Origin of the sequence: Flavobacterium sp. GSP6, assembly GCF_003984855.1 — a bacterium.
Lineage (GTDB): Bacteria > Bacteroidota > Bacteroidia > Flavobacteriales > Flavobacteriaceae > Flavobacterium.
This window is the reverse complement of the sequence record NZ_RYDO01000002.1, coordinates 375292-398940: the sequence shown is the minus strand read 5'-3', so window position 1 is coordinate 398940 and position 23649 is coordinate 375292. Positions and strand designations below refer to the sequence as shown.

The following is a 23649-nucleotide window of genomic DNA, read 5'->3' as shown; positions in this document are numbered from 1 at the left end:
GCCATTAGATAAATCTTTAACAAATAATTAATACGCTCTTTTGTAACTTCTTCTATTTTTGTGAAAGAAAAAACCTTCATGAAAAAATACTACTTTCTACTGCTTTTATTAGTTTCATTTGTCAGTACTGCTCAAATTAAAGGAACCGTTTCGGACGAAAAAGGAAATCCCTTGCCTTTTGTGACTATTTTTCAGGAGGACACCTATAATGGAACCACTTCAAACGAGCAAGGAAACTATGAATTCAACTTAAAGAAAAAGGAAAAACAAACAGTTGTCTTTCAATTTTTAGGTTTTAAAACCCAGAAAGTAGTTATACAAACAGACAAACTCCCTTATTCGTTGCACATCAAAATGATCGAAGAAAGTTTCTCGCTGAACGAAGTAATCATCAACAAAAAAAACAATCCGGCTTTAGCGATAATAAAAAGTGCCATTGCCAGCAGAAAACAAAACACCAAAAAAACAAATCGATTCAACGCTAACTTTTATTCCCGCGGTATTTTTAAACTAAAAAATGCCCCAAAAAAAATATTAGGCCAAAAAATTGGTGATCTTGATGGCGCACTGGATTCTACCGGAACCGGAATTATTTCCTTATCTGAAACGTTTTCAAAAATAGCATTTGAGAAACCCAATAACTTAAAAGAAGTAGTTACTGCCTCAAAAGTAAGTGGCAGAGACAATGGCTACAGCTACAATACGGCTACATCTTCATTCTACGATTTTTATGACAACACCATCGATTTTAGTGTCCAAATGATTTCTCCAATAGCGAACAACGCGTTCAACTACTATAATTACACCTTAGAAAGCACTTTTTTTGACGAGAATACAAACATGATCAACAAAATAAAAGTGATTGCAAAGCGCGACAGTGAACCCGTTTTTGAAGGGTACATTTATATAGTGGAAGACTCCTGGGCGATTTACGCCGTTGATCTGGATATAAAAGGCTACCGAATAAAAGAAGAATTTCTGGATGTGATGACCTTAAAACAAAATTTCAGTTACAACAACAGCAATAAAATCTGGGCCAAAAATACCCAAAGTCTCGAAATCACAGCAGGTGCTTTTGGGATAAAATTTACCGGAAAATACAATTACGTGTATAGCAATTATGAATTCATAAATGCTTTTGCACCCAAAACATTTACAAATGAAATTACGAGAATCGAAATAAATGCCAATAAAAAAGACAGCTTATTCTGGACTACCAACAGACCCATTCCGTTAACAAATGAAGAAAGCACAGATTATATTAGAAAAGACAGCATTTACAAGGTCCGAAATTCCGAAAAATACCTGGATTCAGTAGACACAAAAGAGAACAAGTTCAAAATCTTGAAGCTACTGAGCGGCTACACCTATAAAAACAGTAGCAAAAAACACAGTTTTAGTTATGAAGGATTATTAAATCTTGGTTCATTGAGTTTCAATACGGTGCAAGGATATAATTTTGACTCGGGATTTAAATACACCAACTGGAAAAATCAGGAAAGTAAAGGAATCTACACTTCCATAAGTACAAAACTCAATTACGGTTTTGCCGAAGATCGTTTGCGTGTCACTGGACAATTTATCCACCGGTTCAACAATCAGAATTATGCCACTTTATATATGACAGGAGGCAGTTCTGTAAAGCAATTTAATCCGAATGAACCCATCAGTAAAGTAATAAACACGATCAGTTCCCTAGCATTCAAGAACAATTTTATGAAGTTGTATAATCTGGAATCAGCGGCAATTGGCTACAGCCAAGATGTTGCAAATGGCGTGAATCTCAATGGAAAGATAGAATACCAGCAACGCAAACCAGTATTCAACAATACGGATTTTTCTTTTTTTAACAAAGACGAATTATACACTTCAAATAATCCGTTGGCACCAAATGATTTCACCACTCCCGGTTTTGAAAAACACCATTTGACGAAAATTAATGTGCTAGCAAAAATCAATTTTGGAAACAAATATTCCTCCCGTCCCGATGGAAAATTTAACATTCGAAATGAAAAATATCCAACTCTTTATTTAGGCTATGAAAAAGCAATTGCAGCTAATGAAAAGAAGTATGAGTTTGACCTTTTCAATAGCCGATTAACGTATGATTTGACATTGAAAAATAAAGGTGTTTTAGGGTTGAATCTAAAAGCGGGGAAGTTTCTGAATGCAGATAACGTTGCTTTTATAGATTACAAGCATTTTAATGGCAATCAAACCCACATTGGGCAGTCAGCGCGCTATTTGAATGTGTTTAATTTACTTCCATATTATTCTAACAGTACGAATGACAGCTATTTTGAAGCCCATTCGGAATACAACGACAAAGGCTATATCATGAATAAAATACCTTTATTGAACAAACTAAAATCAACTTTGACACTGGGTGCTCACGCGCTGTCTACGCCAAACAACAAACCTTATACTGAAATTACAGTTGGGTTAGACAATTTAGGTTTTGGTAAATTTAAAATGCTCCGTATCGATTATGTTCGTTCGTACCAAAATGGATTTCAAGGAGACGGCGTAGTATTTGGGCTCAAATTTATGAATATATTGGAGTAAAAAAGAATCTATTTGTCAGTTGCAGTACAGTCGGAAAATATAACGGCATCTCGACTGCGCTCGATGTGACAAAAACATAACGAATTAAAAAAAGGCACTCGAAAATAGTTTTGGTGCCTTTTTTAGTTTTATCATACCCCACAATATTAATCATTTGGTTCCACATGAATCAACACCTGTCCCAATTCCGGAATTTCCTCTAGCAAAGTATCCTTTAGTTTATGAGCCAGATCGTGTCCTTCTTTCACGGTAATATTTGAATCGACCGTAGCATGTAAATCTACATGATATTGCATGCCGGCTTTTCGAATAAAACATTTCTCGGTATCGATAATTCCGTCAACCTGAATGGAAACCATTCGGATTTGAGCTATTAAATCGTCGTATAAATGTTCGTCCATTATTTCGCCCAAAGCGGGTCTAAAAATAAGGTAACTGTTATAAAGTATGAATCCCGAAGCAAAAAGTGCAGCCCAATCATCCGCAGATTCGTAACCATCCCCTAAAATCAAGGCAATCGAAATTCCAACAAATGCCGCCACAGAAGTTATGGCATCACTGCGATGGTGCCAAGCATCAGCTCGTAGTGAGGAACTATTGGTTTGAATGCTTCTTTTCATCACCAGTCGAAACGAATATTCTTTCCAAATAATAATTGCAGCCAGAACGAGTAATGTCCATGGTTTTGGTAATTGATGTGGCGTTCCAATATTTACAATACTTTCATAGGCAATAATTGTGGCCGAAGTAATCAAAAAACCTACCACCAGAAAAGTAATCAAAGGTTCTGCTCTACCATGTCCGTACGGATGATTTTTATCCGCTGGCCTGTTGGAATATTTAATTCCGAACAAAACCAAAAAAGAAGCAAAAATATCAGTCGTTGATTCAATTGCGTCTGCAATTAGTGCATACGAATTTCCGAAAAAACCGGCCAACCCTTTAATAATAGCCAGGCAAGTATTCCCTATAATGCTAAAATAAGTCGCCTTGATCGCTGTTTGTTCGCTTGACATGCGCTTTGTTTAAAGATGAAATAAAAGTAAAATCGTTTAAGTAAACCGAATTGAATTTTAGATTTAAATTCTTTCTGGCTTACTTAAACGAAAATTTTTATGATTTATGTTATTTATGCACGTACAATATTTGCACCAATAGCTCTCAATCGTTCGTCAATACGTTCGTATCCTCTGTCGATTTGTTCAATGTTTTGAATTGTACTCGTTCCTTTTGCGGAAAGCGCAGCAATCAATAATGAAATTCCCGCACGAATATCCGGTGATGACATTGTGGTGGCTTTGAGCTGCGATTTGAAATCATGCCCCATCACAACTGCTCTATGCGGATCGCACAACATAATTTTTGCTCCCATATCAATCAGTTTATCCACAAAGAACAATCTGCTTTCAAACATTTTTTGGTGAATCAAAACATCACCTCTTGCCTGAGTGGCAACTACAAGCACAATACTCAATAAATCCGGAGTAAATCCAGGCCAAGGTGCATCAGCAATTGTCAAAATAGAACCGTCAATATCTGTTTTTACTTCATATCCATCTACGTGAGCAGGAATGTATATATCATCGCCACGACGTTCCAGCGTAATTCCAAGTTTTCTAAAGGTCGTAGGAATAACACCAAGGTTGTCCCAGCTGACATTTTTTATTGTAATCTCTGATTTTGTCATTGCAGCCAGGCCAATCCAGCTCCCAATTTCAATCATATCTGGAAGAATTCTATGCTCGCAACCACCTAAACTTTCAACTCCTTCAATAGTCAATAAGTTAGACCCAACTCCAGTTATTTTAGCTCCCATAGAGTTCAACATCTTACACAATTGTTGCAAGTAAGGTTCACAAGCTGCATTATACACTGTTGTTTTTCCTTTGGCCAAAACGGCAGCCATAACAATATTTGCGGTTCCGGTTACGGAGGCTTCGTCTAATAACATATCGGCCCCTTTTAATCCTTTTGGTGCTTCAACGCCATAAAAATGATCTTCTCTGTTGTAACGAAATTTAGCGCCCAGATTGATGAATCCTTCAAAATGCGTATCCAATCTTCGACGGCCTATTTTATCACCACCTGGTTTTGGGATATATCCTTTTCCAAATCGTGCCAAAAGTGGTCCAACAATCATGATAGAACCTCTTAAAGAACCGCCTTCTTTCTTGAATGCTTCGGTTTCCAGATACTCTATATTCACTTCATCAGCTTGAAAAGTATACGAGCCTGATCCATTTTTTTGAATTTTTACTCCTAAATTTCCTAGAAGCGTAATTAGTTTATTGATGTCAATAATATCAGGAATATTATTGATAATTACTTTTTCAGGTGTTAAAAGAACGGCACATAAAATTTGCAACGCTTCATTTTTTGCCCCTTGTGGCGTGATTTCTCCTTTTAGACTGATGCCACCTTCTATTTTGAAAATTCCCATTTTTTACAGTTATGAGTTATAAATTATTAGTTATGAGTTAAAAAGTTACGAGCTAAAAGTAATAGAACAAAATTCAAAACTTATAACTCCAATTTATAACTGACTTACAAAGGTTTCCTATTTTGGTTCTTGTGAATCGGATTTGGTTTTCCTGTTTTTGTATTCTTATTGCTAAGAATTTTGGGTTGTCCTACCGGCAATATTTTATTCGAAACCCGCTTATTGGTTCGTAATAAATCAGTGGTATTTAATAATTCCTCTGAACTTTGAATCAAATTCAACTTGCCATCGGAGAGTTCAAATAAATGTTCAAAAATGACATCATCTTTTACTGTGTCTTTGTTCCAACTCAAATATGATTTTTTCATGTGATTGGCAATTACTTTCACCAAGGCACTTTTCATATCGCCATCTTCCCATTTATTGGCCACGTCAATCATGTATTTTATGTTGTTGCCGTAATACCTGTATTTAGGAAAATTCTGAGGATAACTCAACACATCCGGTTTCAGCTGCAAGACTTCGCGAGATGGAGTTGGGTAGGGCGAATCCGCCACTAGTTTAAAATCAGACATTATGAAAATTTGATCCCATAATTTGTGCTGAAAATCAGGAACATCACGCAAATGCGGATTCAAGCTGCCCATGACCTGAATAATGTATTTTGCCGCTTTATTGCGTTCTACATCATCTTCAATTTTAGTTGCCTGATCAATTAATTTTTGCAAATGACGCCCGTACTCCGGAATAATCAAATGCGATCGTTCTGCATTGTATTCCAAATGATGCACTACATCGTTCGCATTTTCTTTACTATATTTTGAATTCATATTTGAATGTATATTTTTTTGATTTACGTGTTTTCTTTTTCGAATAGTGGAATCATTCGAACACCCATCCCAATTTTTTTATATCTAAAGAGAAACAATGCCTTTTATTGTAGAGACTTCTAGGTATTTATCTACTATTTCTTGTGCATCTTTCACAGTCACATCAACAGATATACTGGTAAATTTGCCTGTTTTGGATTTTGTGGTTTTGATAACCGCTCCCATACAATCAAAAGCCAACTCAACGCGTTCTACATTATCACTTTCTGTTGGCACAATAAATTTAAATAAATATTCTGCTGGCCATGTATTGCTCATATCCAACTCTACTTTTAATCTATCGTAAAATTCTTCCGTCTTCTTATCCATTTTTTATTTAAAAATAAAGGCAAATATACGGTTTCAAACGTGAATTATGAATTTTGAAATATGATTTTTTGTCTAATCGCACTTTAACCGCAATGATTTTTTCAAATCCCAATAAGTTTAAGTAAATTTGCCCCTTATTTTTTAAAAGTGCAGAAAGAAATTATAGTTATCATTGGCGGTCCAGGAACCGGTAAAACTACTATCATCGATGGATTGATAGCTCAGGGACATTGTTGTTATCCCGAAATTTCCCGGGAAGTAACATTGGAAGCAAAAAAACAAGGAATCGAGCAATTATTCCTAGAAAAACCACTGTTATTCAGCGAATTGCTTCTTGAAGGAAGAAAAAAACAATTTCAAAATGCTTCTAAAGAAATCCACGATATTGTATTTATAGACAGAGGAATTCCGGATGTTTTGGCCTATATGCATTACATAGGCGATAGTTATCCTGCTACTTTTGATACGGCTTGCCGCGAACACACCTACTCAAAAATATTCATACTCCCACCTTGGGAAGAAATTTATATCAGCGACCACGAACGTTATGAAAACTTCGAACAAGCGAAACTCATCTACAATCATCTCACTGAAACCTATGAAAATTATGGGTACAAACTCATAGAAGTTCCAAAAGATACGATGGATAACCGAATTCTTTTTATCTTAGATGAAATTTCCAGATAGTCTGCAGGTTTAGGATCTATGCTTTGGACTGTTTTTCAATGAAATGAAATCTATACTCTATGCAAGAAGCAGAAGCTATTCTTCAAAAATATTGGAAGCACAACAAATTCAGGTCACTGCAAAAGGAAATCATCGATTCCGTTTTAAGTGGTCAAGATACTTTTGCATTGATGCCAACCGGCGGTGGAAAATCAATTTGTTTCCAGATTCCGGCAATGATGAAAGAAGGCATTTGCCTGGTTATCTCGCCATTGGTAGCGCTCATGAAAGATCAAGTCGCCAATTTGCAACAGCGAAACATCAAAGCCATAGCGCTGACAGGCGGAATTCGATCCGAAGAAATGATTGATTTATTGGACAATTGCCAATTCGGAAATTACAAATTCCTTTATTTATCGCCAGAGCGTCTTCAATCCGATTGGATTTTAGAACGAATAAAAAATCTTCCCATCCATTTAATCACAATCGATGAAGCGCATTGCGTTTCCCAATGGGGACATGATTTTCGACCAGCTTATTTAAAAATTTCAGAACTAAAAAAGCATTTTCCAACAGTACCATTTTTAGCCTTGACCGCTACTGCAACGCCAAGAGTCAAAGAAGATATCATCGCAGAACTGGGACTACATAAACCACAGATTTTTGAAAAATCATTTGCCAGAGAAAATATTGCTTATATGATTTTTGAGGTCGAGGATAAACTGTTCCGAATCGAACAAATCCTGAAGAAAAATCCACAACCTTCCATAATATATGTACGAAACAGGAAATCGTGTCTGGATATTTCCTCTCAATTGAATTCATTAGGATTTAAAGCTACGTATTATCACGGCGGACTTTCGTCCAAAGAAAAAGATAAAAACATGGAGTCCTGGATGAATGAGGATGTACAGGTTATTGTGGCAACCAATGCTTTTGGAATGGGAATTGACAAAGCCAATGTAAAAACGGTCATTCACATTCAGCTTCCGGAAAATATGGAAAATTATTATCAGGAAGCCGGACGTGCGGGTAGAAACGGAGAAAGAGCTTTTGCGGTTTTATTAACCAGTCCCTCTGACATCATTCAGGCTCAAAGCCAATTTATCACTATTCTTCCTGATAAAAAGTTTTTAAATCTCATGTATGTCAAGCTTTGCAACTATTTTCAAATCGCTTACGGAGAAGGAATCAATGAACAGTTTACCTTCAATTTGCATCATTTTTGTTTAAAATATGAATTCCCAACCTTAAAAACGTACCATGCAATGCAATTCCTGGACCGACAAGGAATTATTAGCCTGTCTCAAGAATTTTCAGAAAAAATCACCCTGCAGTTTCTTATTCCCTCCAAAGAAGTGATTCGGTATATGAGTTTAAATCCAAATGACGAGGAAATTATTTTAGCCATTTTGCGCACGTATCCGGGAATTTACGAAATGCAAACGGCATTCAACCTGCAACTGATTGCTAAAAAATTAAACCATAAGGAAACTGAAATTCAGGCTGTTTTACATAAATTAAAAGAAAAGAAAATTATAGAGTACCATTCGAAAAATAATGACGCCACATTAATTTTCAATGAAGTTCGGGAAGATGACAGAACCATCAATCGAGTTTCGAAGCATTTAGAAAATCAAAATCAGTTAAAAAAAGAACAGCTTCAATCCGTAATTCAGTATATAAGTGAGAAAAAAGTATGCAAAAATAAGTTGATTCTAAATTATTTTGGCGAAAAAACAACCGTTGATTGCGGTGTTTGCTCCTTTTGCATTACTAAAAAAATAAAGAAAAAAGAGGTATCGGTACTTTCCAAAGAAATAATTGCGTTATTACAAGCAGAAGATTTAAACTCAAGAGACATTCAAAATAAAACTAAAAATAGTCCAGACGAAGTTATCTTTGTACTTCAGGATTTACTAGAAAACAACACAATTTTGGTTAAACCAAATAATAAATATACTTTACGATCATAATGAAAAAATTACGAATAGTTTTTATGGGTACGCCCGAATTTGCCGTGGGAATATTAGACACGATACTTAAAAACAACTACGAAGTCGTAGGTGTCATTACTGCTGCAGACAAACCTGCAGGTCGCGGACAAAAATTAAAATACTCAGCAGTAAAGGAATACGCACTAGCCAATAATCTAACTTTATTGCAGCCTTTAAACTTAAAAGACGAAACTTTTTTAGCTGAATTAAAAGCGTTGAATGCTAATTTGCAAACTGTAGTTGCGTTTAGAATGCTGCCAAAAGTAGTTTGGGAAATGCCCTCTTCAGGCACTTTTAATCTTCATGCTTCGCTCCTACCGAATTATCGCGGTGCGGCACCCATAAACTGGGCAATCATTAATGGAGAAACTAAAACTGGTGTGACCACTTTTTTTATCGATGATAAAATTGATACGGGCGCAATGATTTTAAGTTCGGAAATTCCAATTGATGAAACCGAAAATGCGGGACATTTGCATGACCGATTAATGGAATTAGGAAGCAAGGCCGTTATTGACACTTTGGCACTGATCGAAAAAGGAAGTGTATCGACAGTGATTCAAAAAGACACCAACGATATCAAAACAGCCTACAAACTCAACAAAGAGAATTGCAAAATAGACTGGACAAAATCAGCGCAGGAAATAAACAATCTGATCCGAGGTTTGAGTCCGTACCCAGCGGCTTGGAGTTACTTTGGCGACAATAATGAAGAGTGGAATGTAAAGCTATACGAAGCCAAAATAATCACTGAGGAACATAATTATGCTGTCGGGAGTTTAATTTGTACCAAAAAAGAAATGAAGGTAGCGGTAAAAAAAGGATTTATCCAAATACTTACTCTACAGTTTCCAGGCAAAAAGAAAATGAATACTTCTGAATTTCTGAACGGGATTGTATTTTCTGTTGACGTAAAAGTCTATTAACACCAACAAAAAGGGCACTTCATACACTTTAACAAGAAACAATCTTTACTTTATCAACAAAAAAAATAAGTTATCAACAAAATACTCTAAATTAACACAAAACGCTTGCAAGGAACGTATTTCCTACTAAATTTGTGTATTAACAATTTTTTTTAACCAACAATTAATAACTAATTATTATGAACAAATCAGAATTAATCGATGCTATCGCTGCTGATGCAGGAATTACAAAAGCTGCAGCAAAATTAGCTTTAGAGTCATTTTTAGGTAACGTAGGCGGAACTTTGAAAAAAGGTGGAAGAGTATCTTTAGTAGGTTTCGGATCATGGTCAGTATCTGCCAGAGCTGCAAGAGACGGTAGAAATCCTCAAACAGGAAAAACTATTCAAATCGCTGCTAAGAATGTAGTGAAATTTAAAGCTGGAGCAGAATTAGAAGGTGCAGTAAACTAATTTTTATCCTTCCTAAATATAATAAAACCTTCCATCTGGAAGGTTTTTTTATACGTTTCACCGATTTTATATGGCGCCCTTAAAATAAAAAACCTAAATTTAATGAAAAATCTAATCCGATGATAACAGATAAGATAAAAAAAGGATATTTGCTTATAGCAGAGCCTAAGATAATTGGGGATTTATCATTCAATAGATCGGTAATTTTATTAGCTGATTATAATGAAGAAGGATCCGTAGGGTTCATAATTAATAAACCTTTAAAGTACACTATCCACGATTTAATTCCGGAGATAGCGGCACGATTTAAGATTTATAATGGTGGTCCAGTAGAACAAGACAACTTGTATTTCATTCATAATATCCCTGAATTAATTCCAAATAGCATTGAAATATCTAATGGAATATATTGGGGTGGTGACTTTGAAGCAACTAAAGAGCTAATCAATAAAGGAGAGATAAGCAAAGACAATATCCGATTCTTTTTAGGATATACCGGCTGGCATGAAAACCAACTAGAGAGCGAAATGGAAAGTCGCTCGTGGATTATAACGGCAAACAGCTATGAAAACAAAATAATTGGAACATCAGCCACTCATTTCTGGAAAGAACAGATTATGGAATTAGGCGGCGAATACCTCATCTGGTCTAATGCTCCGGAAAATCCATACCTAAATTAAGCATTTCGGACTATTTCGTTGAGTTTTTCTAATAATTGAGTCGATACGTGAGTTGTAAATATTTTTTTGCGGTATCGCGTTACGGGTTGAATCCCTTTTATTACGTTTGTTATAAATAATTCATCCGCTTTTTGCAGGTCAAACGGAGAGATCACTTCCTCGACAACCTCTAAAGTTTCTATTTTTTTAGCCAAACTTAAAATCTGTTTTCTCATAACGCCGTTTAAACACCCCTCAGAAACCGGCGGCGTAATCAATTTATCACCCATTAGCATAAAGATATTCCCCTGCAATGCTTCTACTACATTCTTGCTATCATTAAGTACTAAGCAATTGTCCAAGCCATTTTCATTAGCGAAAATACTTCCTGTTATATTGATAATTTTATTAGTCGTTTTGATCGACGATAGCAATTGTTTTGTGATATAGAAGTCTTTGTATAAATCTACTTCATATTCTTTCTTTTCAATTGAATACAAAGTGTTCTCAAGCGCTATTGAATGAATCAAAAAAGAAACCGTATTATTTTGCGGCAAATAATACCCGCCATCGTTTCTATATACTGTAATTCTGGCTCGGGAGGAAAGAGAGAGACCCGTTTTTTTTACTAAAGAGAGAATTTGTTCCTCCAGGTATTCCATGGTGAAATTCATTGGGATTTCCATACGCACCACCCGCATAGAAGACATTAACCTGAAATAATGATCTTCTAGAAAAAGAATTGTATTATTTACTATTTTAACTGTTTCAAAAACACCGTCACCATATAGAAAAGCACGGTTTTGAAACAATACATTGGTGTCCTGTGACACAATAGTTCCATTAAAATTAATCATAAAAAAGCCCTAAATTTTATTCAGGGCAAATATAAGTCATAAAATATGATTTTACTATACAGATCCAATTAGATGTTTAAGATCCGATATTTGATTTTCCCACAGTAATGTGGCCTCGTCTACCTCGTCTTTTTCAGCAAAATCTACTACCATTAAAGAAACATCTTTAGTGAGTTCATCTACTAAAATATGCAATTCAAAAAAGTACTCCGTGTCTTTACTATTCTCGTCGACCCACTTGAATTTTACTTTTTCACCTGCTTTCTTAGAGGCAAGCCTTGCTTTTTCTTCGGAATCCTTCCAAATAAAAGTAAAAAATTCACCACGAGAGTTTACATTATCTGCAAACCATTCAGACAAACCTGATGGAGTAGAGATATACTGATACAATAATTGTGGAGAAGAATTTATGGGAAACTCGATTTCGTAACGTACTTTTTGATCCATGACCTACATTTAATTTTTCGGAAATATATAGAATATAACTACATAAAAAAAGTGTTTTTAAAAATATATTTTTTTATTAAAAATATAGTTGCATCCAATATTTTTATTTTTATATTTGCACCCGCATTCAGGGAAGGTTTTTCCCTAATTATGGCGAGATAGCTCAGTCGGTTAGAGCGCAGGATTCATAACCCTGAGGTCCCGAGTTCAAATCTCGGTCTCGCTACCAAAGCAAAAACCCTAACATCAATATGTTAGGGTTTTTTATTGGAAATAATTCAAAAAACATCGCCCTCTGATTACTCCAGTGAGCACCGAAGTGACGAATTTTATGAATTGAGCTGATAATTCTTTAAGTATGATACAGACACGGCAAACATGCAATGTAGTTTTCATGTGTACCTTTTCTGTTTAGTCAAATATCTTAATTTCCAAAGTCCCTTTTGCGATCACAGATGAAAGGTTTCGCAATATTATTATTCATTGTTATTATGCGTTATTAATATGCCATACGGATATTACAGTTCGTGCGTTTTTGCTGCAATAGTTGGTTTTGCCTATTTAGCTTTTTCTACCAATGAAAAAGCAACAAGAACGAAGTATTAACCTATATCGTATTAGTCTTTTTATTTTATTTCAGTTCTTTTTCAAAATAGCTTTGGGCAGAACAATTTGGAATATTGTGGGTTTTATTGTTACCTTAGGGTTACTAATTTCACAACTATTCAGGTTGATACATAGCAATAGTTAAAAAAACAAGTGAAACATTTTATCAGTTTTTAATAAAAGTATCCATTACCGAACGAATGACTACAAAGTATTGCGCCAAATTTTCATTTTTGAATTGTCCGGATACTTTTGTTTTACTTTCACATTTCGGATAACTCTTTCGTAAGCATTCTTGTCTGGAGGCACTCCTTCATGGAATAAAAAAGTAAGGATGTTTTCCTTGTATTAATGTATTCGCTTATGGAAAGCACAAAGATTTTTCCTGTTTTTGGAAGCAGAAGTTAGTAAGTATTCCAGTGAAACTGTACCACCTATTCCGGTATAAAGTGTACCATTTAAATGAATGCGATGATAAATTTTTAATATTTCCAGCAGTTGAAGCTAGTTTAATTGCATTTTGTATTTCTGAATATTTATAATTGAGTTCGTTTAATCGTTTTCGTTTAAGATGCATCCTTTAACAAGATAATCTTTTAAACGTTGGGTTATCCAAATACGAAATTGGATTCCTTGCAACAATTTCACACGGTAACCAACTGATATGATAATATCAAGGTTGTAATGTTTGACGCTGTTTTCTTGTGTTTTCCTTCAATAGCACCATGTAAAATGGTTAGTCGGAAATTCCGACATACCACTTTTTCGCCTAGTTCCCCTTCTTTAAAAACAAATAAAAAACAAAAACTTTTTTGGACGCTAACCAAAGCAACATCCGGAATTACACGCTATAAACTACTGATTTTTACATTGGAGTACCTGAATTTATAAAACCCGTTCACTTGAATGTTTATAATTATTACCGTTCCAACTGTTATTTTATGTTTCTTTCCAAAAATAAACGGTACTTTAGGGTCACTTTTCTAAGCGTATACACCCAACAATAAAGTCACATCTATAAAGAAAGATATCATTTAGCACTAATAAACATGAATAAAATACAATTAGGATGGATAGGCCTTGGCAACATGGGAAATCCAATGGTTATGAACCTACTCAAAGCCGGTTTTGAAGTATCCGTTTTCAATCGTACCAAAGAGAAAGAAGCACCGTTACTGGCCTCAGGAGCAAAATCAGCAAGCAGTTTGCACGAACTACTGCAAACATGCGACGTAGTTTTGACAATGCTGTCCAACGACGCGGCGGTAAAAGAAGTTTTTGAAGGACCAACAGGTTTATTATCTAAAGCACATCCTGGCAAAACCATCATCAATATGAGTACGGTTGCCCCAGAAACCTCGCGTTATTTGAACACCATTTGCAACCAACATCAGGTACATTTTATAGATGCTCCCGTTTCTGGCAGTGTGAAACCAGCACAAGACGGAACGTTAGTCATTCTTGTTGGGGCTTCGGCTGAAGATTTCGAAATAGCCAAACCCATATTTGAGGTTTTGGGTAAAATTGCGATTCACGTAGGGGAACCTGGCGTAGCAAGTTCTGCTAAATTAGCCATCAATTACCTATTAGGATTAAATCTTCAAGGAGTAGCCGAAACGGTTTTATTTGCCGAGAAAAACGGCGTAAGCAAAGAAGACATGCTCAACATCATCAATCAAGGTGCTTGCGGCAACGGAATTACGAATATTAAAACACCTTCCATTCTGAACGATTCCTATCCTGCTGCATTTGCGTTGAAACATCTGGTCAAAGATTTAAGACTTGCCAAAGAAGCCGGACTCGATTCTCCGTTGATTCATCCTTTGTACGACAGTTATGCCGCCGCAGAGCAAGAAGGATTAGGTGATTTAGATGTGATGGCAATTATCAGTAGTTTAAAAAGTAAATCATTTTAAAACAGTAGTAAACTCAGCGAATAAATCATTGTGTATAATTCGTTTAAATAAAACCAAAAAAAGCTACACCCATAAGATGTAGCTTTTATTATTTAATTGTAAAAATGATATTACTTAATCTTCACCGGAGGCAAGTCGAATGCAGCTGATTCATGTTCAAAACCATTGCGGTGAGAACCATCACAAAAAGGCTTGTTTACCGATAGTCCGCAACGGCAAAGACCCAACGCCGTTCTTCCTTCTAATCCGTATGTTTTTCCTTCGCAGTCTGTTATTTCAAAATCGCCTTCTATTTTTATAGAACCATTGCGATTGATTGTTAATTTTGTCTTGCTCATAATGCAGTTTGATTTTTTTTGAGGCCAAAGATTGCAAAATATATGCTAACGGAGTACAAATTATCTCTCTTTTCTCAACCAAAAGACTAATTTACATTAGTTCTATATTATAAAAATCTAAGGTCCAATACGTGCCAAGTGAAAGGTATGAAAATCGTTTTACTGCTACACAAACAGCATTTGCTTAATATAACCCGCTCTCTGTCCATACCAATTCAATATTGAATTATACCTATCCTGTTATAATTAGCATCATGCCGGGATTTACACTGCTTTCATACATCATACAACAGACTTTAAGGCAACTATAGTGTTGATTTCCTTTTTGTTAACACACTAAAAAACAATACCGTCAAAGCAATTGAGAATAAAATTCCTACTGTGTTAGAAATACTGATATCTAATCCAAAACCTATAGTAGGATCATAACAAAGGTAAGAACCAATGACAGAGCTGATGAAAAAAGCAGGCACTAGAGCTACCATATAGTTAGTTTTTCTTTGGTACAAATACACCGCACCAATCCATAGAGCAATCCCTGCAGTTACTTGATTGGCCCAAGAAAAATACCTCCACAACAATTCAAAATCAATTTTGGTTAAAATAAAGGAGATCACAAAAAGTGGAGTAGCAACCATAAAACGGTTTTTCAACAGCTTTTGATCAATTTTGAAATAATCAGCAATAATCATTCTTGCGGCTCTAAACGATGTATCACCGGAAGTAATTGGTAAAACAATCACCCCTAAAACTGCGATTGTCCCAGCAATAGTCCCTAAGAACGTTACCGAAATTTTATTTACAACAGCAGCTGGACCACCGTTTTCAAGCAACAAACTAAGATCGTTTCCATGAAACAAACTCATTGCAGCTGCTGCCCAAATCATTGCAATAACCGCCTCAACAATCATCATTCCGTAGAAAATTTTTCTACCGTCTTTTTCGTTGTTTATCGTTCTAGAAATTATAGGGGACTGCGTGGCATGAAATCCGGATAAAGCACCACAGGATATAGTCAAAAATATTACCGGATAGTAGGGAATTCCTTTTGGATGCAGATTTTCTAAGGTTAGTTCAGGGATTGGATTCCCAAACATAAACATCCCGATACAAATACCCAAGGCGCTTATCAATAACAAAAAACCTAAAACCGGATATATCTTACCGATCACTTTATCAATAGGCAAAACGGTCGCAATAATATAGTACAGGAAGATTAAGAACACAATAATTAGATAAATGTCTGCATCATTTCCCACTAATTCATTAATCATTTTGGCAGGTGCCGAAACAAATACGGTACCGACTAAAACCAGTAAAAGAAGTGCAAAAAAGTTAACAACGTGACTAAAATACTTGCCCAAAAACCGAGACGCTAATTCCGGTAAATGTGCACCACCGTACCGCATAGAAATCATTCCCGTCAAGTAATCATGCACACCCCCTGCAAAAATGGATCCTAAAACGATCCAGATAAAAGCTGATGGTCCATATAGAGCTCCTAAAATAGGCCCAAAAATAGGCCCCACTCCCGCAATATTTAATATTTGTATGAATGAGTTTTTGTTACTACTCATGGGAACAAAATCGACCCCATCAGTAAGTGCATTTGCCGGCGTCGTTTTGTTCTCGTCGATCTTGAAATTTCTCTCTACAAATTTACCGTAGATGATGTAACCAAAAATCAATAAAAAAATTGCAATAATAAAGGTAATCATAGTTTAAATAGTTTAGATCTTTTAAATATATGACATCAAACTTGGTATCCAAGGTAACGCACCAATAATTTAGATTTTTTTAACTAAAACAAACCTCTTTATATACTTATTCAGCTTTTTTTACGAAAAATGCAATTATAACGGCTCTTATTACGCTTTTTTAAGAATAGCTCAATTATTTTTATTCAAAAGAGAAATAAGGCCTTTCTATATCCTACATATATCCCTACCATTTCACAAAATTAAAATCCACTTGCCCCTCTTTGTACGAATTGATGTGCTGTGCCAATTTATAAAATACCGAGGTGATACTTATTGTTCTATTTTTACAACAATCTTCATTACAACAGAACCCCGACAAAAATCGTGTGTAATATAGTTTAGCTGGCAGACTTTGGCCAATCTGTATTTCTGCTGGAACCCATATATAAAAATACTTTTGAATTCAAAACTCATTTGAGTACCGCTTCACACATACACTTGGCTCATAGCTCATAAATTCACTGAACCAATCTATTATAATAAAGACTAGAAACAGCATTGTTTCGATCTAAATTGTACATTTGTTGCGTACCGAGTACCTTTTGAGGTGTTCCGATTGTTTACATTCCGGAACCGTACTATGCACCACTTGATTCCTTTGATAAATAATAGTAAAGTTCAATTCTAAATTCTATTTTAAACGCATGAGTATCTTAAAAAAAATAAATGTATTCCGAAGAATTGCAACACAAGGCCTAACTAAAAATATTGGTAATTCACAAAAGAATCAAAAAATTGATTGGACTCAAAAAGTAGAGATCAAAAGAGTTTTAATTTCCAGACCCAACCACAGATTGGGAAATCTGTTGCTCATTACCCCACTTGTTGAAGATGTAATAGCTACTTTTCCGGACTGCAAGATTGATTTGTTTGTAAAAGGTGGTTTAGCACCAATTGTATTTGAAAAATATACCAATATCGATACCGTAATTGAACTTCCCAAAAAACCATTCAAAAATCTTGTTGAATATTTTAAGGTTTGGATACGAATTAAAAAACAAAAATATGACATTGTCATCAATGTGGATAAAAACTCCTCTTCTGGACGATTATCCGCTCAATTTGCAGATGCCAAATATAAATTTTTTGGAGCGCTTGATAAAGACATATCGTTAAATCATCCCGATTACAAGCATATTGCAAAATACCCGGTATATGAATTCAGAAACTTTTTGACCACTCTGGGATTCCCGGAAAACAAAAATCCAGTACCACCGCTAGATCTTAAATTGAGTCTTGCTGAGCATGCTGAAGGTCAAAAAATAGTCCAAGAACTAGTCAAAAATGACAAAGAGACGATTTGCATCTTTACCTATGCAACAGATGACAAATGCTATTCAGAAACCTGGTGGGAAGAATGCTATAAAAGGTTAAAAACAGAATACCAAGAGTATAACATCATTGAGGTTTTACCCGTTGAGAATATTTCCCAAATAGGTTTTAAAGCAACTACATTTTACAGTAAACACATTCGAGAAATTGCCTCCGTAATTGCAAATACTAAACTTTTTATTGGAGCTGATAGTGGGATCATGCATTTAGCCAGTTCAGCCCTAACACCAACAATTGGACTTTTTTCACGAGAAAATCAAAACATATATGCGCCTTATGGCACTAACAGTAGTGCAGTAAATACGAATACCAGCAGCACGCAGGAATTAATCAACGTGATAAATAGTATCTTGCTTAAACCAAATTATTCCACAAAATCAAAATTATAAAACAATTGCTTCAAGATACATCAATTGAATATAAAACGGCCTGATTCCCTTTTTTGAAGCCATTGCAGGCAGTAAACTTAGTCTACTTTGTGGACAGTCACCTAAAACTAAAACCGCTTAATTCTATTTAACACTATGAAAACCACATTTTTAGCCACACTATTATTCACTTTTGCCTGTACATCAAGTATTTATGCGCAAAACACTAATTCCTTTTCCCTGAAATTAGATCATATTGCCCTTTCCGTAAAAGACCTAGACCGATCGGTTGATTTCTACAAGAATATTTTACATCTTTCAGAAATCACAAACCTTACAAAAAAAGAAGGCATTCGTTGGGTTTCTTTAGGTGACGGAAAAGAATTACATCTCGTATCTACGATTAAAGAACCTGTAAAAATCAATAAAGCAGTCCACTTAGCCTTTAAATCTGCCAACTTTGACGCATTGATTTCGGCATTAAAAACCCTAAACATTACCTATTCAGATTGGCCGGGCACACTTGATAAAATTACTGTTCGAGCTGATGGTATCAGACAAATCTACATTCAGGATCCTGATGGATATTGGATTGAAATAAATAGTGAAGCACTTCCTAAATAATTAAGCCCTAAAAACACCAAAGCCTTTTCAGTTACCTGAAAAAGCTTTGGTATTTTATAATTTTTTTAAAAAGCGCTTTACTGCAACACTCGATTTATTTGAGTAAAGTTTTTTTCATAATATTTTTCTTTTGTAGAGGAAATGATAACACCACTGCTCACTGAGGCGTGAATGAATTTTATCTCTCCTTCACAAACTTCTACAACCATCCCTACATGATTAATTTGGCGCCTTCCATTTGTCTTAAAGAAAATCAAATCCCCTTTTTTAGCTTCTTCCGTATTAATCTTTGTTCCAAAACTGGATTGAGCTATTGATGTTCTTGGCAACTTAATATCAAATGCCTCAAAAGTAGTACACATCAAGCCAGAACAGTCAAACCCAGATTTTGTGGTTCCGCCCATCCGGTATCTGGTTCCTATATTTTCGGAGGCATGCTCAATCAATTGATCTAGAAAATCATGATTAAAAACAGGCTTGGTAAACGGGTGTAATTCCGGTTTAGTTTGCGCAATAATACCATTACCCTCAGCATTATTATTCTCAAATAGTACACGAGGAGACTGAATCATTAACTTGTACCCTATGGGAAGTTTTCTTTTCACATCTGGATTTTGTTTCTCTAATTCCTTAACCGTAATCCCATACTGTTTTGCAATGGAATACTTAGTCTCTTTAGGCATTACTTCCCGCACAATACGTTGAAAATCTTCCTTCTCTTCGCCCTCCGTTGATAGTACGGGTACATCATTTTTTGACTGTAAAACTACGGTTGTTGTGATTTCCGGCCCAACAGGATCAACAGATAAACTGGCTTTAGGTGCTGCTGTTTGTACCTTAATCTCTTCCTGCAATACTACAGCTGTTTGAGTAACGGGTAACTGAGTCCCGGGAATATTGATTTTTTGTCCTACCCGAAGTGGTTTAACGCCTATTGCAGGATTGGCTTTGTCTAATTCACCAATGGTGATTCCGTACTGTTTTGCAATGGAATATTTGGTTTCTTTTGATAAAACTTCCCGTATCAAAATTTCAGAAATTTGTTTATTAGTTGCTTCAGTGTCTAGGACTATTTCTGGTGTAAAAGTTGCTTTTTTAGATGGAGAAACAACCACTTTTGAGGTTGTAACTGCGGTTCCCGGAATGGTGATTTTTTGTCCTATTTGGAGTCCTTTAGCTTCTAGTTCAGGATTGGATTGGTTTAATTCTGCCAGAGATATTCCGTATTCCTTTGCAATTCCGTACGGAGTCTGTTTAGCGAGTACTTCGTGCTCTTTAGTAGCATATTTTAAGGGAGTATTCGTTTTTGTAGTGGTTTTTTTCAGATCTATAATTGGAATTAACAATACTGAATTAAGCTTTAAAAGATTTTTGGCTTTAGGATTTAGTTTGTAAATGGCGTTTTGTTTCACTTCATAGCGCTCAGCAATACTCGATATTGTTTCCCCTTTTACGATGGTATGTTTTATAATTTTTTCCTGTGAAAAAAGAACTATACTATTAAATAAAAAAAACGCTACAATTACTCTTACACTCATACTCTTCTCTTTCAAATTACTTATCCTATGTATTCCTCAAAAGCGATTTCGGGATATAATTATTAAATTTCGCTTTGGTTTATTTGCTTATATTTTTTCTATTTATAAAAAAAGGGTGGAAAAACACCTTTTTTATAAAAAAAACCTGATTCTGTGTTTGTAAAATTTTGAATGATCTTATTCTAATTCATCGCAAGAACTCAAAAAGGAATCTTACAATACTATGGTACTACTGATCTAAAAAACAAGCCACTTAATGGAGTGCGAATCAGTATTACTAGCCGAAAAAAATCGATGAATTTTATTTTACAAAAAAGCTAATATAAGTCTTATAACTTAAGGACTTCTCTTTTTTTTAACTTTTAACGTCCAAAAAGAACATTTCATACCTTTTTTGTAATTTTTTAATATTTTTTTGAGTAAAATCTATTCTTTATTCAAAATAATAACACTGTTAGTTTGTCATAGCCCTGATGGAAGTGGAAAGCCTTTTGAAGTGAAATTACATTTTTTTTAGATAAAAAGAGCGACCAAAGGAAGCTCCTTTTTATCGTTAAAAAAAAGAAATTTCACGAAAAAGCTTGAAACGGAGAGCAGGAAATAGCTCCAAAAAAAAACTCCCAAGTTTCCTTGAGAGTTTTGAAATAAATTATTTGAATGCTTATGCTTTTCCGGCAGCAGCAATCAAGTTTAAGGCTGAACCTGCAATGAACCAACCAATTTGTCCTGCGTTGTACGTGTGGTTTGCCAAGATAATATCTTTAGTTCCATCAGCGTGAACAAATTCTAATGTTAATGGTTTTCCCGGAGCAAAATCAATTAAGTCTGTGAAGTTGATGGTGTCATCTTCCTGGATTTTATCGTAATCCGCTTCAGTAGCAAATGTCAATCCTAAAAGGCCTTGTTTTTTAAGGTTTGTTTCATGAATACGAGCAAATGATTTTACCAATACAGCTTTCACACCTAAGAAACGCGGCTCCATTGCTGCATGTTCACGAGAAGATCCTTCCCCATAGTTGTGATCGCCCACAACAATCGAAGGAACACCTGCCGCTTTGTAAGCACGCGCTACAGCCGGAACTGCATCGTAAGTACCAGTCAACTGATTTTTAACGGTATTGGGTTTTTGGTTGAATGCATTGATGGCACCAATCAACATATTATTAGAGATGTTATCTAAATGCCCACGGAAACGCAACCATGGCCCAGCCATAGAAATGTGATCTGTAGTACATTTTCCAAAAGCTTTGATCAATAATTTAGCCCCTGTAATATTTTTTCCATCCCAAGGCAAAAACGGAGCTAACAATTGCAAGCGCTCTGAAGTTTCACTAACAGAAACCTGAACTCCTGAACCATCAACAGCTGGCGCTTGAAAACCTGGATCTTCGGCATCAAACCCTTTTGGAGGTAATTCATTTCCTGTTGGCGCATCCAGCATTACTTCTTCCCCATTTTCATTAATTAAGGTATCCGTCAATGGGTTGAAACCCAGATCTCCGGCAATAGCCAATGCGGTTACCAATTCAGGAGAGCCTACAAATGCCAAAGTGTTTGGATTTCCATCGGCACGTTTGGAGAAGTTACGATTGAAAGAGTGAACGATAGTGTTGCGCTCTTCTTTTTCAGCCCCTTCTCTATCCCACATTCCGATACACGGTCCGCAAGCGTTCGCAAAAACTGTTGCTCCCATTTTATCGAAAATATCGATAAATCCGTCACGTTCTATGGTATAACGAACTACTTCAGATCCTGGAGTAATGGTAAATTCAGATTTTATTTTTAAATTTTTATCTGTAACTTGTTTTGCCAATGAAGCAGCACGAGCGATATCTTCGTAGGAAGAGTTGGTACAAGAACCTATCAAACCTACTTCAATTTTCAAAGGCCAGTTATTTTTGATTGCTTCTTCTTTCATTTTAGAAATTGGAGTAGCTAAATCAGGGGTATAAGGACCGTTTAAATGGGGTTCTAATTCGTCTAAGTTGATTTCGATTACTTGGTCAAAATACAATTCTGGATTTGCATAAACTTCAGCATCACCTGTTAAGTACGGTGCAATTTTATCCGCTGCATCTGCTACATCAGCTCTATTAGTAGAACGCAAATAACGCCCCATGGAAGCGTCATAACCAAATGTAGAAGTAGTAGCACCAATTTCGGCACCCATATTACAGATCGTTCCTTTTCCAGTACAAGACATGGAAGTTGCTCCTTCGCCAAAATACTCCACGATAGCACCTGTCCCACCTTTTACAGTAAGAATACCGGCTACTTTAAGGATTACGTCTTTTGGCGCTGTCCAACCGGAAAGTTTTCCAGTTAATTTTACTCCAATTAATTTAGGAAATTTTAATTCCCAAGCCATTCCTGACATCACATCAACCGCATCAGCACCACCAACACCAATTGCTACCATTCCTAAACCTCCTGCATTAACAGTATGAGAATCAGTACCGATCATCATTCCGCCTGGAAATGCATAATTTTCAAGCACTACCTGGTGAATAATTCCGGCTCCTGGTTTCCAGAAACCAATTCCGTATTTATTAGATACTGAAGAAAGGAATTCAAACACTTCATTACTTTGTGTTTTTGCTCTGGCCAAATCAGTTACTGCATCCACTTTTGCCTGGATCAAGTGATCACAATGCACTGTTGTAGGAACCGCTACTTTAGTTTTACCGGCATGCATGAACTGCAATAATGCCATTTGAGCGGTTGCATCCTGACAAGCCACTCTGTCTGGAGCAAAATCAACATAATCAGCTCCTCGGGTAAAAGCTTGTGAAGGCATTCCATCCCAAAGGTGATTGTACAATATTTTCTCCGTTAATGTAAGCGGATGGCCAACTATTTCGCGTGCTTTATCAACACGAGTAGTCATGTTGTCATACACTTTTTTAATCATTTCAATATCAAAAGCCATATCTAATTATTTTCTGTTATTATATTTTAG

General features: G+C 35.7%; 21 protein-coding genes, 1 tRNA gene and 1 pseudogene. 12 read left to right on the top strand and 11 right to left on the bottom strand.

Annotation, left to right across the window (positions count from 1 at the left end; translation table 11 throughout):
- Positions 1-78: 78 nt before the first annotated feature.
- Positions 79-2565 carry a DUF5686 and carboxypeptidase regulatory-like domain-containing protein gene (locus EKM03_RS03720; RefSeq protein ID WP_126739892.1) on the top strand — a complete coding sequence of 829 codons (2487 nt, stop codon included), beginning with the start codon at positions 79-81 and terminating at the stop codon, positions 2563-2565.
- 146 nt (positions 2566-2711) lie between these two features.
- Here the strand turns inward: EKM03_RS03720 and EKM03_RS03715 are convergent, their stop codons facing one another.
- The 4 genes from EKM03_RS03715 to EKM03_RS03700 all read right to left on the bottom strand — a co-directional run bounded on the left by EKM03_RS03715 (position 2712) and on the right by EKM03_RS03700 (position 6204).
- Entirely contained in the window at positions 2712-3581 is an 870-nt protein-coding gene (locus EKM03_RS03715) for a cation diffusion facilitator family transporter (protein WP_126555878.1), read from the bottom strand.
- A gap of 113 nt (positions 3582-3694) precedes the next feature.
- Positions 3695-5005 carry a UDP-N-acetylglucosamine 1-carboxyvinyltransferase gene (gene murA / locus EKM03_RS03710; protein ID WP_126463175.1) on the bottom strand — a complete coding sequence of 437 codons (1311 nt, stop codon included), beginning with the start codon at positions 5003-5005 and terminating at the stop codon, positions 3695-3697.
- A 104-nt stretch (positions 5006-5109) separates the two neighbouring features.
- A complete protein-coding gene (locus tag EKM03_RS03705; protein WP_126463173.1) occupies positions 5110-5835 on the bottom strand; it encodes a DUF4290 domain-containing protein in 726 nt (241 codons plus the stop codon).
- Positions 5836-5919: 84 nt separating this feature from the next.
- Positions 5920-6204: a DUF493 family protein gene (locus EKM03_RS03700; RefSeq protein ID WP_126463171.1), complete on the bottom strand. Its 285-nt coding sequence runs from the start codon at positions 6202-6204 to the stop codon at positions 5920-5922.
- Between the two features lie 147 nt (positions 6205-6351).
- Here EKM03_RS03700 and EKM03_RS03695 point away from each other — a divergent pair, with 147 nt between their 5' ends.
- The 5 genes from EKM03_RS03695 (at position 6352) to EKM03_RS03675 (ending at position 10925) form a co-directional block, all read left to right on the top strand.
- Positions 6352-6891 carry an AAA family ATPase gene (locus EKM03_RS03695; protein WP_126463169.1) on the top strand — a complete coding sequence of 180 codons (540 nt, stop codon included), beginning with the start codon at positions 6352-6354 and terminating at the stop codon, positions 6889-6891.
- 59 nt (positions 6892-6950) lie between these two features.
- A complete protein-coding gene (locus EKM03_RS03690) occupies positions 6951-8846 on the top strand; it encodes an ATP-dependent DNA helicase RecQ (protein WP_126739891.1) in 1896 nt (631 codons plus the stop codon).
- Entirely contained in the window at positions 8846-9793 is a 948-nt protein-coding gene (gene fmt / locus EKM03_RS03685; RefSeq protein WP_126739890.1) for a methionyl-tRNA formyltransferase, read from the top strand. Before EKM03_RS03690 ends, fmt begins: the two co-directional genes overlap by 1 nt.
- A gap of 179 nt (positions 9794-9972) precedes the next feature.
- Positions 9973-10245 (top strand): HU family DNA-binding protein, encoded by a 273-nt coding sequence (locus EKM03_RS03680; protein WP_073017033.1) that lies wholly within the window; start codon positions 9973-9975, stop codon positions 10243-10245.
- A 119-nt stretch (positions 10246-10364) separates the two neighbouring features.
- Positions 10365-10925 (top strand): YqgE/AlgH family protein, encoded by a 561-nt coding sequence (locus EKM03_RS03675; protein ID WP_126454436.1) that lies wholly within the window; start codon positions 10365-10367, stop codon positions 10923-10925.
- Here the strand turns inward: EKM03_RS03675 and EKM03_RS03670 are convergent.
- Together EKM03_RS03670 and EKM03_RS03665 are read right to left on the bottom strand one after the other, a co-directional pair.
- The gene (locus EKM03_RS03670; RefSeq protein ID WP_126463162.1) at positions 10922-11761 is read right to left on the bottom strand and encodes an aminotransferase class IV; all 840 of its coding nucleotides are present in this window, start codon (positions 11759-11761) and stop codon (positions 10922-10924) included. The genes EKM03_RS03675 and EKM03_RS03670 overlap by 4 nt on opposite strands.
- A gap of 54 nt (positions 11762-11815) precedes the next feature.
- Positions 11816-12208: an START-like domain-containing protein gene (locus tag EKM03_RS03665; protein ID WP_126463160.1), complete on the bottom strand. Its 393-nt coding sequence runs from the start codon at positions 12206-12208 to the stop codon at positions 11816-11818.
- A 152-nt stretch (positions 12209-12360) separates the two neighbouring features.
- Here EKM03_RS03665 and EKM03_RS03660 point away from each other — a divergent pair.
- The 3 genes from EKM03_RS03660 to EKM03_RS15440 all read left to right on the top strand — a co-directional run bounded on the left by EKM03_RS03660 (position 12361) and on the right by EKM03_RS15440 (position 12959).
- Positions 12361-12437 (top strand) — tRNA-Met (locus EKM03_RS03660).
- 275 nt (positions 12438-12712) lie between these two features.
- Entirely contained in the window at positions 12713-12814 is a 102-nt protein-coding gene (locus EKM03_RS15445) for a hypothetical protein (protein ID WP_317125377.1), read from the top strand.
- Complete coding sequence (locus tag EKM03_RS15440; protein WP_317125376.1) at positions 12786-12959, top strand: DUF6804 family protein; 174 nt, start codon at positions 12786-12788, stop codon at positions 12957-12959. Before EKM03_RS15445 ends, EKM03_RS15440 begins: the two co-directional genes overlap by 29 nt.
- A 416-nt stretch (positions 12960-13375) precedes the next feature.
- On the opposite strand, the pseudogene rhuM reads toward EKM03_RS15440, so the two are convergent.
- Positions 13376-13605: pseudogene (rhuM, locus tag EKM03_RS03650) on the bottom strand (RhuM family protein); the annotation flags it as partial.
- Positions 13606-13863: 258 nt separating this feature from the next.
- Here rhuM and EKM03_RS03645 point away from each other — a divergent pair.
- Entirely contained in the window at positions 13864-14730 is an 867-nt protein-coding gene (locus EKM03_RS03645) for an NAD(P)-dependent oxidoreductase (protein ID WP_126555915.1), read from the top strand.
- A gap of 110 nt (positions 14731-14840) precedes the next feature.
- On the opposite strand, the gene EKM03_RS03640 is transcribed toward EKM03_RS03645, so the two are convergent.
- Both EKM03_RS03640 and EKM03_RS03635 read right to left on the bottom strand, forming a co-directional pair.
- Positions 14841-15068: a CDGSH iron-sulfur domain-containing protein gene (locus EKM03_RS03640; RefSeq protein ID WP_126555918.1), complete on the bottom strand. Its 228-nt coding sequence runs from the start codon at positions 15066-15068 to the stop codon at positions 14841-14843.
- 305 nt (positions 15069-15373) lie between these two features.
- Positions 15374-16786 (bottom strand): carbon starvation protein A, encoded by a 1413-nt coding sequence (locus EKM03_RS03635; protein ID WP_126739889.1) that lies wholly within the window; start codon positions 16784-16786, stop codon positions 15374-15376.
- A gap of 686 nt (positions 16787-17472) precedes the next feature.
- On the opposite strand from EKM03_RS03635, the gene EKM03_RS03630 reads away from it, so the two are divergent.
- Together EKM03_RS03630 and EKM03_RS03625 are read left to right on the top strand one after the other, a co-directional pair.
- Positions 17473-18549: a glycosyltransferase family 9 protein gene (locus tag EKM03_RS03630; RefSeq protein WP_126568620.1), complete on the top strand. Its 1077-nt coding sequence runs from the start codon at positions 17473-17475 to the stop codon at positions 18547-18549.
- Positions 18550-18684: 135 nt separating this feature from the next.
- Positions 18685-19152, top strand: a complete 468-nt coding sequence (locus tag EKM03_RS03625; protein WP_126561668.1) for a VOC family protein — start codon at positions 18685-18687, stop codon at positions 19150-19152.
- A 77-nt stretch (positions 19153-19229) separates the two neighbouring features.
- Here EKM03_RS03625 and EKM03_RS03620 read toward each other — a convergent pair whose 3' ends face one another.
- Together EKM03_RS03620 and EKM03_RS03615 are read right to left on the bottom strand one after the other, a co-directional pair.
- Entirely contained in the window at positions 19230-20690 is a 1461-nt protein-coding gene (locus EKM03_RS03620) for a peptidoglycan endopeptidase (RefSeq protein WP_126739888.1), read from the bottom strand.
- Between the two features lie 661 nt (positions 20691-21351).
- Complete coding sequence (locus tag EKM03_RS03615) at positions 21352-23619, bottom strand: aconitate hydratase (RefSeq protein ID WP_126561666.1); 2268 nt, start codon at positions 23617-23619, stop codon at positions 21352-21354.
- Between the last annotated feature and the right edge of the window lie 30 nt (positions 23620-23649).